At 66.1% G+C, this 12,310-nt stretch carries 11 protein-coding genes; 4 read left to right on the top strand and 7 right to left on the bottom strand.

Annotation, left to right across the window (positions count from 1 at the left end; genetic code table 11):
• Nucleotides 1-7: 7 nt before the first annotated feature.
• Nucleotides 8-556 carry a GNAT family N-acetyltransferase gene (locus tag FHS74_RS21275; protein WP_184804821.1) on the top strand — a complete coding sequence of 183 codons (549 nt, stop codon included), beginning with the start codon at nucleotides 8-10 and terminating at the stop codon, nucleotides 554-556.
• Nucleotides 557-637: 81 nt separating this feature from the next.
• Here FHS74_RS21275 and FHS74_RS21270 read toward each other — a convergent pair whose 3' ends face one another.
• Genes FHS74_RS21270 through FHS74_RS21260 form a run of 3 tightly spaced genes read right to left on the bottom strand, consistent with a single transcriptional unit; the run spans nucleotide 638 to nucleotide 2,757 of the window.
• The gene (locus tag FHS74_RS21270) at nucleotides 638-934 is read right to left on the bottom strand and encodes a DUF6916 family protein (RefSeq protein ID WP_184804818.1); all 297 of its coding nucleotides are present in this window, start codon (nucleotides 932-934) and stop codon (nucleotides 638-640) included.
• A gap of 43 nt (nucleotides 935-977) precedes the next feature.
• The gene (locus tag FHS74_RS21265; RefSeq protein ID WP_184804815.1) at nucleotides 978-1,805 is read right to left on the bottom strand and encodes a sulfotransferase domain-containing protein; all 828 of its coding nucleotides are present in this window, start codon (nucleotides 1,803-1,805) and stop codon (nucleotides 978-980) included.
• 4 nt (nucleotides 1,806-1,809) lie between these two features.
• Nucleotides 1,810-2,757 (bottom strand): hypothetical protein, encoded by a 948-nt coding sequence (locus FHS74_RS21260; protein WP_184804812.1) that lies wholly within the window; start codon nucleotides 2,755-2,757, stop codon nucleotides 1,810-1,812.
• A gap of 213 nt (nucleotides 2,758-2,970) precedes the next feature.
• Here FHS74_RS21260 and FHS74_RS21255 point away from each other — a divergent pair, with 213 nt between their 5' ends.
• Entirely contained in the window at nucleotides 2,971-3,924 is a 954-nt protein-coding gene (locus FHS74_RS21255; protein ID WP_184804809.1) for a UDP-glucuronic acid decarboxylase family protein, read from the top strand.
• Between the two features lie 19 nt (nucleotides 3,925-3,943).
• On the opposite strand, the gene FHS74_RS21250 is transcribed toward FHS74_RS21255, so the two are convergent.
• Genes FHS74_RS21250 through FHS74_RS21235 form a run of 4 tightly spaced genes read right to left on the bottom strand, consistent with a single transcriptional unit; the run spans nucleotide 3,944 to nucleotide 9,047 of the window.
• Nucleotides 3,944-4,732, bottom strand: coding sequence for a WecB/TagA/CpsF family glycosyltransferase (locus tag FHS74_RS21250; protein ID WP_184804806.1), 789 nt, complete (start codon nucleotides 4,730-4,732; stop codon nucleotides 3,944-3,946).
• On the bottom strand, nucleotides 4,729-5,457 hold the full coding sequence (locus tag FHS74_RS21245; protein WP_184804803.1) for a hypothetical protein: 729 nt from the start codon (nucleotides 5,455-5,457) through the stop codon (nucleotides 4,729-4,731). Before FHS74_RS21245 ends, FHS74_RS21250 begins: the two co-directional genes overlap by 4 nt.
• Entirely contained in the window at nucleotides 5,426-7,669 is a 2,244-nt protein-coding gene (locus tag FHS74_RS21240) for a GumC family protein (protein ID WP_184804800.1), read from the bottom strand. Before FHS74_RS21240 ends, FHS74_RS21245 begins: the two co-directional genes overlap by 32 nt.
• A 52-nt stretch (nucleotides 7,670-7,721) precedes the next feature.
• The gene (locus FHS74_RS21235) at nucleotides 7,722-9,047 is read right to left on the bottom strand and encodes an exopolysaccharide biosynthesis polyprenyl glycosylphosphotransferase (protein ID WP_184804797.1); all 1,326 of its coding nucleotides are present in this window, start codon (nucleotides 9,045-9,047) and stop codon (nucleotides 7,722-7,724) included.
• A 433-nt stretch (nucleotides 9,048-9,480) separates the two neighbouring features.
• Here FHS74_RS21235 and FHS74_RS21230 point away from each other — a divergent pair, with 433 nt between their 5' ends.
• Nucleotides 9,481-10,719: a nucleotidyltransferase family protein gene (locus tag FHS74_RS21230; protein ID WP_184804784.1), complete on the top strand. Its 1,239-nt coding sequence runs from the start codon at nucleotides 9,481-9,483 to the stop codon at nucleotides 10,717-10,719.
• A 184-nt stretch (nucleotides 10,720-10,903) separates the two neighbouring features.
• Nucleotides 10,904-12,301, top strand: coding sequence for an O-antigen ligase family protein (locus tag FHS74_RS21225; protein ID WP_184804781.1), 1,398 nt, complete (start codon nucleotides 10,904-10,906; stop codon nucleotides 12,299-12,301).
• Nucleotides 12,302-12,310 lie beyond the last annotated feature (9 nt).

Genomic DNA, 12,310 nt, shown 5'->3' with positions numbered 1-12,310 from the left:
TGACCTCATGAGCGCGACCACCGTCAGCGATGTCCGCGCGACGGTCCTGCCCCCCGTGCCGCCGGATCTGGCGGCACGGGGACTGGGCCTGCGCCCGGAAACCGCGCAGGATCAGGACTTCCTGCGCACCCTTTACGTCTCCGTCCGGTGGGAGGAGCTGGCCGCCGCCGAGTGGTCGGACGATGCCAAAGTGGGATTTCTGAGCCAGCAGTTCATTTTCCAGACGCGCCATTACAAGACACACTACGCCGGGGCCGCGTGGGGCATCATCACCGATGGGGGCGATCCGGTCGGCAGGCTTTACCTGCACCAGGGGCCATCGGATTTGCGCATCATCGACATATCCCTGCTGCCCAGCCATCGGGGCCAGGGCATCGGGGCCGGGTTCATCCGCGCCGTGTTCGCCCAGGGGGCGGTGGCAGGCACTGGTGTCTCCATCCATGTGGAGATGTTCAACCATGCCGCCCGGCGCTTGTATGAGCGGCTGGGTTTCGTTCAGACTGGGGACGACAAGGGCGTGCACCGCCGGATGGACTGGTTCCCGCCATCCACCTGAGCACTCTTCCTGATCACCCTTGAGGAGCGCTGACGGCGGGCCGTTCCCCCTGTCAGGGGCCGCGGCCCGGCGGCGTCCAGTTCAGTTGAAGATGACCTGATACAGGAACTCCCCGGTCTCGGGATCGTCGCCCACCGGCACCACGAACACCTCCAGCCGGCCCAGCGTCCCATTCTCCAGCACATAGGTGCCCTGGGGGCACATCACCCGCGGCGTTCCCTTGAGATAGAGGGAGAAAGGCTGGGGCAGGCCGGGGGGGGGCGTACGGCACCGGCCAAGCTGCACCTCGACCAAGGTCAGGGGCAGGGTTGGCCCGGCGCCCGCCTGGATGGTGAAGGCGCTGCCCTCGACGGCCTTGGCGGCTTCATAGGTCAACATCGAATCCTCCCTTTGCGATGGACGGATCGGGCCCGTCCCGTCCTCAGATATAGCCCAGACGCGCCATCATCGGCCCATGGTCCTGAACGATGCGGTCGGCCTGGGCGGCGCTCAAGGTGTCGCGCCAGCCACCGGCCCGGCCACGACGAAAGAAGGCCCGGCCCCGCCGCTGGCCCAAGTCGAACCCATGGGTTTCCTCCTCCCGCCGGAGGCGGTCGAATTGCGTGGCGGCAACGGCGCCGGCAACGGCGGCGTCAGAGGCGGCGATGCCGCAATGGGCGGCCACGTTCGCCAGAACGCCTGCCGGGTCCGCCGAAAGACGCTCATACGCCACCAGCAGGGGGGTGGGATCAGCCTCCAGCCAGCTGGCGACATGGCAACTCCAGCTGTCCAGACGTTGCTCGAACTGGTCTTTCCACCGGCCGGATTTCGCGACGACCGCGCCGGATTGACCCAGAAAAGCGATGGAGGCGTCCAGGCTCAAACCGCTGTGATGCGCCCAGGACACGGCCACGTCCCGAGGGTCGCGCACCAGGTAGACGCTGCCCAGCGTGACCTTTGGTGGGAACAGGGGACGGCCCGTGGGCGTGTGCCCCCACCGGTCATGCACCTTGCGGAACTGTGGCTTCGCCGCCGCCGCCGCCGTCACCAAGGCCAGATCGTGGCGCAGTTCGGCCTGCTCGACCGGCGTCAGGTCGCTGGATTCCACATCCAGATATAGGTCCATATCCGTGACGGAGCCAACGGCACCGGCGAAACCTATCGCCTTGCTGAAATCCGGCGGCGCGCCATCGATGAGGCTGGCCAACATCAGCCGCATCCAGGTGTTGCCCGATTTTGGGTAGGAGGCGATCCAGTAGAATCCGCCCATGACCCTATCCCGCCAACGCCGGAAGAAGGGCCTCGACCTCATCCCATTCGGCCGGCGTTTCAGGCCGCCGCAACGCGCGCAGCCCCCCGACGCTTCCCAAAAGGCGCAGGAACTGCGCCATCTGCTGCGCCTGTGTTCCCAGCCGAAGCATCAGCCTAGGGCGGTACAGGACCATGTTGAGCCGCCCCAAACCCTGCGTCACCGGCAAAAGCCGGATTCCGGGCGGCACCTTCCGATTCTTTTCCAACTGGACCACGCCAGCGAGGGGCAAGGATGTGGCGCAGAAGCCCTCCTCCACCGGCAGATGATACTTGTCAAGGGACGCCCGCACCGCTCCCAGCCCGTCGACCGAACGCCCCAGACGCTCCAAACTATCGCGCCACAACTTCACCCTGGGGAAGGCGGGCAGCACCCTGGGGCCATCGGGGGCATTCATGTCCACCACGGTGACGTCATCGGCCAACAAGGGATATCCCCGCGTCCAAAGCGTGGCCGCCAAGGTGGATTTTCCCACGCCACTGTCCCCGGCGAAGGCCACGGCTTTGTCGCCCACCTGCACGCAGCACGCGTGCAACGGCAGTAAACCGCGCCGATGACACACCACGGCGAAAACGGTCCCAAACAGGAAGGTCCGGATTTCATCGCCCGTGGCATTGGGCGCCGGAGCGATGATGACCTCCCGCCCATCGCTGGAAATGAGATAGGCGCCCACGGCAGCCAAGGCGAAACGGCAGCGCCCATCCGGCGCTACTTGCACGAGGGGATGAATGACCACCCCGTCCTCAAGATGGTCGGGCACGTCGCCCAGGCGAATGCTCAGATCGGCTGGGCGGCCCCCCCCCGTCCACGGCCGCAATTCCGGTAGGGGTAATTCGCTCAGCACCCGCAAACCGCACAGCGTACGATCAGCCGGACCGTCAGCGGCGGCGCAGCAATCGACGGTTGGTGTCATGAAAGGCCGACCTGGAAACCATGGAGTGGAACACAGCCCACTTGTCGCGTCTCGGGCAATCCATTTCAAGGCAAATCATGGTGATCGGCAAATGGGCCGTCGCACCGTTAAACGATGCATAGATCAAACACGCCTGATAGACTGCGGCATCACCGTCGTTCGCGGCTACCCGCCAAGTGACAAATTCTGATAATAAAAGGTCCTCGTCCCGTTATGAAAAGACTACGTAAGCGATGCCTTGTTACCGGCGGCGCAGGCTTTCTGGGGTCACACTTGTGCAAGCGCCTGCTGGACGATGGATACGACGTCTTATGCGTGGACAATTTCTATACGGGCAACAAGGAAAACGTGCTACCCCTGCTGGGCAACCCGAATTTCGAGTTGATGCGGCACGACGTCACCTTCCCCCTCTATGTCGAGGTGGATGAGATCTACAATCTGGCCTGCCCCGCCTCGCCCATCCACTATCAGCACGACCCGGTGCAGACGACCAAGACCTCCGTCCACGGCGCCATCAACATGCTGGGGTTGGCCAAGCGGCTGCGGGCCCGCATCTTCCAGGCCTCCACCTCCGAGGTGTATGGCGACCCGACGGTGCACCCCCAGACGGAGGACTATCACGGCAACGTGAACCCCATCGGTCCCCGCGCCTGCTATGACGAGGGCAAGCGCTGCGCCGAAACGCTGTTCTTCGACTATCACCGCCAGCACGGGCTGGAAATCCGGGTGGGCCGCATTTTCAACACCTACGGCCCGCACATGTACCCCGATGATGGCCGGGTGGTGTCCAACTTCATCGTCCAGGCCCTGCGGGGCGAGCCCATCACCCTCTATGGCGATGGGCGGCAGACGCGGAGCTTCTGCTATGTGGACGACCTGATCGACGGCATCGTGCGGATGATGCGGGCGGGGGCGGAGGCTACCGGCCCCATGAACCTGGGCAATCCCGCGGAAATCACCGTGGGGGAACTGGCGCACCGGGTGGTGGCGCTGACCGGCTCCACCTCCCCCATCGTGCACCGCCCCCTGCCGGCCGACGATCCCTTGCAGCGCCAGCCCAACATCGAGAAGGCGCGCAAACTGCTGGCCTGGGAACCCACCGTGGCCCTGGACGACGGCCTGCGCGCCACCATTGATTATTTCCGCGCGGTGCTGGCAACCAAGTGAGCGGGCCGCCGCCGCCGCGTCACGCGGCACGGCGGCGCAGTTCCTCCATCAGGACCAGGGCGGCGAAACGGGGAATGGTGGCGGCATAACGCCCCCCCAGCCGGCGGGGTTCAGTCATCAGGCGGAACAGCCATTCAAAACCAGCCCGGCGTATGGCCGGCGGCGCCTGGGGCGTCGTCCCCGCGAGAAAGGCGAAGGCGGCCCCCACACCCGCCAGCAACGGCGCCCGCAGATGGGGGCGGTTCTCGTGCATCCACAGATCCTGGCGCGGGGCGCCCAAGGCCACCCACACCACATCAGCGCCGCTGTCGTTGATGATGCGCCGGTGCTCCGCCACCTCGGCCTCGGTCCATTCCCCGAACCTGGGGGATAAGGTTCCCGCGATCTGGGCCCCCGGCGCCCGGCGCCGCAGCGCCGCCACCAGGTCCTCAAGGATTTGGGGGGTGGAGCCGAACAGGAAATGACGGCAGGGCCGGTCGGTCCAGGCGCCCGTGCGCTCGAACAACAGTTCCATGAAATCGGGCCCATACGTCCGCGCGACCTGATGGCCGCGGCGGCGGCCCAGCCAGACCATGGGCATACCATCGGGGCAGACCAGGGTGGCGCCGCTCATCGCCGCATGCACTCCCGGCTCATCATGGGCGGCCAGGACAGACCGGGCGTCGACATGGCAGAAATAGCCGCGCCGTCCCGTGCGGATCATGGCTTCGGCCACGTCCGCGGCCTGCCGCAGGTTGGTCATGTGCACCGGCAAGCCCAGGATGGGCGTCGCCTTCGGCAGCAGGGCGGCGAACTGGTCCGTGGTCATCGCGGTTCCGTCAGGGCATGGTCGAAAACGGCGGCGGAGGGTCGGTTGGCCAGCGCCTGGCGCACGATCGCGGCGGCATCCAACCGGCGGACCTGGTCCAGCATCTCCTGCCGCTGGGTTTGCAGGAAGGTTTCCGCCAACCAAGCGAACCGCGCCCGCTCATCCAGGTCCATATAGCGCCAGAGTGCCAAGCCGGAACGGAACTTGACCCCCATCAGGGAGGGCTCGAACGGGCCCGTGCGCATGGCCATTCCCCAGGCGTGGGCCGCCGCGATCCAGTCGTTATGCATGCTCAGCGTATAGGCAAGGCGTTGCCAGCCATATTGGTCGGCGGGCGCCCGGGCCAGCCCCTCGGCCTGAATCGATTGCGCCTGGGCCAACGCGTCCGCCGCATCCGTCCGCCCCGGGCTCTTGACCACGGCGATCCAGGCGCGGGCGGCCAGGGCGTAGGCCTGCGGCGAGCCGCTACCGCGCGCCACGGACGACACGTTCCGGGCGAAGGCCGCGGCCTCGTCACCGGGCACCGGGTCACCCGCTTCCAGCGCCTCCAAGCCCGGGCGCGCCGTCAGCAGGTATCCCTCGAGCGACACGCGCGGAACGGCCAACGCCAGCAGCGCGAGGCCGAAAGCCCCGGACACCACCACGGCCCCCCACCACCCCTTGGGCGTGGGCTGGGCGCGGGCCGCCGCCGCCTCACTCGGAATAATAGTTGCGGTAGCGCGCATAGTAATAGCCGACGTCGTGATAGCCGTAGCGGGAGTGCTTGCTGATATCGACCCGGGTCAGCAGCAGGCCCGCCATCTTGGCCTTGGCGTCGCGCAGGACGCGCAAGGCGGACAACACGGTTTCCCGGGGGGTCTGGTCCCAGCGGACGCAGAACACGGTCTTGTCCGCCATCCGCGACAGGACCTGCACGTCGGCCATGGCCAGCGCCGGCGGGCTGTCCACCACCACCAGGTCATAGCGCGACCGCAGGCCGTTCAGGATCTCCGCGACGCGATCGGAAGAGGCCAGGAGGTTCACATCCTTGTGGCCGCCCGGCCGGCTGATCATGATATCGGCCGGCGACAAGGGATCGTTGATGATGGCCTCGTCAACCGTCACCCGCCCGGCGATGACGTCGGGGAAGGTGTACTGCGACTGGACGCCGGCCTTGGCCGCCAGCGAGGCGCGACGCAGGTCGGCGTCGATGACGATGACCCGCAGCCCCAGGGTGGAGACCACCCGCGCCAGCGACAGCGAGGTCAGGCTCTTGCCCTCCTCGGGCACCGAGGAGGTCACGACCACGACACTGCCCTGGTCGCCGAGCCCCTGCTGCAACCCCACCCAGGCCATGCGGAACGCCTCGGCGTAGGAGGAGCTGGGGTGGTCCATGATATAGCTTTGCACGGCGGTTTCGCCGGTGCCGCTCTTGATTTGCGGGATCAGGGCGAAGGTGGGCAGTCCCACCAGTTCCTCCAGCTGATCGCGGGTGCGGACGGTTCGATCCAGTTGTTCCAGCAACAGGACAAGGGCCACACCGCCCAGCAGGCCCAGTACCGTGGCGGCCGTTAGGACCATGGGCCGGCGCGGATACGAGGGGGACCGCGGCACTTCCGCTTGGGCGATGACACGGGTGTCCGCCTGTTGGAACTGCTCCTGCTCCCCCGATTCCTTGAACTTGGACAGGAAGGATTCATAGAGGACGCGGTTGGCCTGGGCGTCACGTTCCAGTTCGTGCAGCCGGATTTCCGCCTTGCTCTGGGTGAGCACCGACCCCTCCGCCGAGCGGATCTGGGCGGACAGGCTGGCCTCACGCTGCTTCTGGACCGCGAAGTCGTTGCGCAGGGTCTTCACCAGGCTCTGGATCTCGGCGGTCAGCTGGCGGTCGATCTGGGCCAATTCCGACTTGGCCTTCACCATGTCGGGATGCCGCTCGCCATAGCGCGCTTTCAGCTCCGTCACCGTGCGCGCCAGGGTCGCCTGCTCTTCCTTGAGGTGCTGCACCAGCGGCGAATCAAGCATGTCATCCAGCGCGCCCTCGGTATGGCCGGACATCAGGGCGCCCTCCACCCGCGACAGTCGCGCCTCCGTCTCCGCCCGCTTGGACTGGGCCATCACCAGCTGAGAGCTCAACTCCGAAAGCTGCTGCTGGTTCATGGACTGGCCGCGCTGGCTGGTGTCGACCAGGCCGTTCGCGCTACGGTAGGCGGCGACCGCCCGCTCTGATTCCACGACCGCGGTCCGCAGGCTGTCGAGGCGCCCGTTCAGCCAGGTGGAAATGTGGCGCACCGTGTCGAACTTGGATTCCAGCTGCTCTTCCACGCACGCGTCGGCATAGGCGTTGGCCAACCGGGCCGCCATCACCGGATCGGGGGACTGCATGGAAACGCGGATGACCAGCGACAGCTGCACCGGCTCCACCGACAGGCTGCCCAACACCTTGTCCACCACCGCGTCGCGCTGCCGTTGCAGGCGCGTCGCCTCGTCGATCTGGGGGCCGGGCGTCGCGAACAGCTGACTGACCTCGCCGATCAGGGCCGACAGGGTGCCAAGAACCCGCGATCCTTCATTCGGCATGAGCGCCGGGTTGAATTGCTTGTCGTTGTAAAGGTCCAACTTGTCGGCGACGCGTTTGGCGATGTTGCGCGAACGGATGACCTCCACCTCGCTCATCACCGCCATGTTGAACGGCTCCATGCCGCTGATGAGTTCGCGACCGTCCAGCACCCGGCTGCGCCGGCTTTCGATCATCACCCGAGTGGTGGCGGTGTAGATCGGCGTGACCTGCGACAGGATGAAGTAGGCCGCCACCAAGGATAGGCCGGTGATGGACAGGATAACCCAGCGCCGGCGCCATAGCGTGCGCAACAGCTGGCCGATGTCGACCTCGGACGCCGGGCCACCCGACCGGGCCACCGCCGCGCCAAGATCTTCAAGGCGGGTCACCGAATTCATACCCAAACTCCATCCCCAACGCCGCACGCGGCGAAATCAACACATAGGCGGCTCATCGTGCCCCCGTCCCCCGCAACACCGCCAGCACAGTGCGGCCCAAAATGTGGATGTCAAGCCACAGCGACCAGTTGCGGACATAATACACGTCGAACCGCTGCTGATCCGTCACGCTCAGTTCACTGCGTCCCGACACCTGCCACAGCCCGGTGACCCCGGGCCGCACCTGGGAGCGCAGCTTGGCGACCATGGGCGCCAGCACCTCCAGGTGATAATCCGGCAGGGGGCGGGGACCGACCAGGCTCATGTCCCCACGCAACACGTTCCAAAGCTGCGGCAGTTCATCGACGCTGAACCGGCGCATGAAATGGCCGACCCAGGGAATGACCCGCGGGTCCTGGCGCAGCTTCATCGAGGTCGACCATTCGGCCCGGGCGGCGGGATCGGTGGCGAGCAGGGCCTGCAGGCGGGCTTCGGCGTCCGGCACCATGGTCCGTAGTTTGGCCATGCGGAACGTCCGCCCCCCCCGGCCGCCACGTTCCTGGAAATAGAACGCCGGCCCTGGCGAGATCACCTGCACCGCGACGACGAACGCGACCACCACCGCCCCCACGGGCAGGGCCAGCAGCGCCACGGCGGCCAAGTCCAAGGCGCGCTTTATCGCCTGGCTGGAACGGTTGAGCAGGTTGCGCCGCATTTCCAGGCCGATGAGCCCACCCAGATCACGGACGCTGACCCAGAGCGTTTGCGCGTCCTCAAGATTGGGCACGATCACCACGGTGCGGAAGGGCAAGGTTTCCAGGTCCTGGTAGGGGATGGCCTGGGAGCCGATGGTGATGATGGCGGTATTGGCCACGCCGCCGACGGCGAACCTGCCGTCCGGCCCGTCGGCCTCCGCCACGGGAATCCACCCCAGCTCGGGCTGGCGGACCAGCGCCGACACCAAGATGCGCCGCTGGGCCTCGGGCCCGAAGACCACCACCGGACTTCCCCAGAGCTTGCGCCGTAGCAGCAGCTGGATGAACAGGGCGTCCCAAATCGGCATGACCACCGTGACCAGCACCGCGGCGATGACCAGGATGCCGCGCGACCATTGCCCGCCTTGGGCCAGATAGTCGAACAAGATCATGGCGCTGAAGCACAGGATGGTCAGCGACGTCCGGGCTTGGAGACGTTGCACGCCCGTGACGCCATAACCAGGATAGAGACCGGCGGCCACGTAGGCCATGGGCAGCGCGATGGCCCCGACCTGCACACCCACGAAGGCGGACGGATGCACCTCGATGGGCAGAAGGGGCGCGAACAGGATGCGCAAAGCGATCGACGCCAGCACCAGCGCCTGGATGATCGCCAAGTCCCCCAGCGCGAGCAGAAGCGGCACAATTGGCAAATACGCCGCCCGCCTGCGCGTGGTCATCGCCCCCGTGATCGCCAATTCACCTGAGTCTTCCACGATGCCCTTGCCACATGAATGCGCAATCCACAATCCCTGCCGAAAAATTGGATAACAAGCAGTAAACGCCCGCGACGTCCTCTCGGACCCCAACGGGTTACCCCTTTCACTGTTATCCTAAGGACCCCAAAGTGGCAGGATTCGTAAAATTATTACCCAGAGAAGCTAAAAATCATACACGCGCAATCGTTCGTATCACATTTAATCACACTTCGCGAAAACGGTGGGCGGTTAGTCTTTACTGGGGAGGCCCGGTTTGATCCAGCTTATCACATCGACTGGCGTGACTGCCTAAGGTAAACTTCGACGCGGGTGTGCGGATTGGTGCACCCTTGGCTCCAGGGGTGCGGAAAGTTTGAGGATGCGGGAGGCTCTAGCCGTCGCCGGCGATGGCGCCAACGGGACCGCGACAGCGCGGCTGGTGTTCGCCCTGGCCTCTCCCCTTGCCCAGGTCCCTCCGCCGGCCAATGGCGACGCGGCCATTGATTGGGGGCGGCTGGTGGCCATGGTCCGGTCCCATGGAATCCCGGGACTGGCGGGACGTCCGGCCGCCCGTCGCCTCCTGACCGGCCTGGCGGCTCCCGATGCCGTCCTGCGGGACCTGAGCGGCGGTGCGCGGGCAAGCGCCTTGGGCGGACTGAAGCTCACCCAACATACGGTGCGGGCATACCAGACGTTGGAAGCGGCGGGCGTCGCGGCCCGGGTGGTGAAGGGCGCGATGGAGAGCCTGATCTCCTACGGTGATGCCGCCCTGCGCACCTACAGCGATATCGATATTCTGGTGGCGCCGGACCAGGCGCCCGCCGCCGCCGCCGCGCTGGCGGACGCCGGCTACACGCCGGAAGCGCCCAAGGCGCTGCGGTTCGCCGGTCGGCCCGACGTCGCGCTGTCGCAACTGCGCTTCAGCGCCGCGCCGGAAGCGGACGGCAAGAGGGGGGTGCTGGTGGAACTGCACTGGCGGCCGACCGACCGGGCGGTGTTGTTCCCTCTGCCGATGGACCATGTGATGGCGCGTCCGGCGCAAATCTCCCTCGGCGGCGCGGCCGTCGCCACCTTGTCGCCGGCGCTGCGCATCCTGCACCTTTCAAGTCATGCCGCTTCCCACGGCTGGACAAAACTCAAATGGGTCGCGGACATCGCGCACGCCTTGCATGCCGATCCCGCGGCGGCCGAGGAGGCGCTGGACCTCGCCCGGCGATGGCGCGTGGTTGGCGTCTATGGCGCATCGTGCCATCTGGCCACGGCTCTGCTGGGGGTGCCCGCGCCCCGCGGGTTGCCTGCGCCGGGGCGGCGGGAAGCGGCGGTGCTGGCCCATACCCTGCCCCGCCTGGTGCGTCCGCTGGTGGGCGCGGAGCGGCGGGGATGGCGGCCGCCCTTGCGGCAGCTGCGCGAAGAGATGGGGCTGCTGGACCATCTGCCCGCCAAACTTCAGCTGCTGCGCTATTACCTCCGCCCCCGGACGGAGGACATCGAGGCTGGCGCAGGTGACGCGTCCCTTTTGCGGATCACCCTGGCGCGGTTGGGGCGGCTTGCGCTGCGGGGCCCACGACGGCCGGAGGCTGGCAACCTCCCTCCCCCCGCCATCACCCCGCCGGGATGATTCATACAACCCCGCACGCCCGTGATCCGGTCGACAACCGGCTACGTTTAATCGAGGCCACCGCCAGCAAGATTGAGTCTGTCCGCAAACAGCTTCCCGCCCAAAGGCGATTCCGCCCTCGCGCGATCTGCTCTAGGGTACATCTCGCGTCACCATTCCAACCGCGTCCCACGGATTCTGTCCCATGCCGCAAGGCCCCGCCCGTTCCCTCACGCTCTCATCCCGGGAGACGGAGTGGCTTTCCCTGATCCTCATCGGTGGTCTTCTGGCCGGCTATGCGCTGTTCAGCAAAGGCTTCGCCTATCTGGGGCGCCCGCCGCTTTTCATTGGCGAAATCGTGCTGGGCCTTTGTCTCGTCCTGTTCATGCTCCGCCCGGATTTCAAGCTGCTGCGCATGCCGGGCACCCCTTGGCTGATTGTCGCGTTCTGTCTGTTCTGCCTGACGCGAACCATTCCCTACTTTGAAGATTATGGCCTGATGAGCTTGCGGGATTCGGTTCTGTACGGCTATGCCATCTTCGCCTTCCTCGTTGGCACGCTGATGGCCCGGCAAAGCCGCCTGCAGGCGCTGCTCCCGGCTTACGACATCACCTCCCTGTTGATCATCCTGGCGTCTCCGCTGGTGATTTTCCTGTCCCGGCACCAGGCCGTGTCTCAAATCACCGACACGCCGCCACTGATCTTCCAGAAGGCCGGGGATATCTCAGTGCATTTGGCAGGGGCCGCCTGTTTCCGTCTGGTGGGGTTGAACGGCTGGCAACCCAAGGGACCGGCAACGCTGAAGCGCATGCTGAACATCTGTTTCTGGGCCGCCTGGGTCGTCTCCGCCGCGTGGGCCGCGGCGACCAGCCGCGCAGCCATGCTGACGATCATCGTCAGCATGGCGCTGGTTTTCTGCGCAGGCTTCGGGCGCCGGATAATCCTGATGGGTGCCAGCCTGATCGTAGCGCTGAGCGCCCTGTTCACCGCCTTCAACCTGGGTATCCACCAGAGCGGCCGGGACGTTTCCGGTTCCCAGATCTGGGCCAACGCTCTCAGCGTCATCGGCTATGACAGCGGCTCGGACGGGGACGCCGACGTCAGCAATCTGAAAGGAACCATGAAGTGGCGCACCGACTGGTGGCAGAAAATCATCGAGACAACGCTGGATGAGGATTACGCGCTTACAGGCCGGGGTTTCGGCGTCAATCTGGCGGCCGAGGATGGCTTCCAGGTTGACATCAATGATCGTCTGCGGAGTCCCCATAACATCCATATGAATGTGCTGGCGAGAACCGGTTTCGCCGGGCTTTTCCTTTGGATCTTGCTGTTGGGGTGGTTCTTCCGGTCGCTCTGGCTATCCGCCCGCCGCATGCGCGCGCGCGGCCTTGCAGGTTGGCACGCAGTCGGCATCTGGATATTGACCTATTGGCTGGCCACCATGGTCAACGGCAGCTTCGACGTCTACATAGAAGGCCCGCAGGGCGGCATCTGGGCTTGGTCACTGATGGGGGTCGGGATGGCGGTGATTTGGCTGGAACGTCATGCTCGGCCGTCCGAGCCGGGTCAATCCGCCGCCGGCCTGGCTCCCGACGTCGCCTAGTGGGAAACG

Source organism: Nitrospirillum iridis (genome assembly GCF_014205765.1).
Lineage (GTDB): Bacteria > Pseudomonadota > Alphaproteobacteria > Azospirillales > Azospirillaceae > Nitrospirillum > Nitrospirillum iridis.
This window is presented reverse-complemented; position numbering and strand designations above follow the sequence as displayed.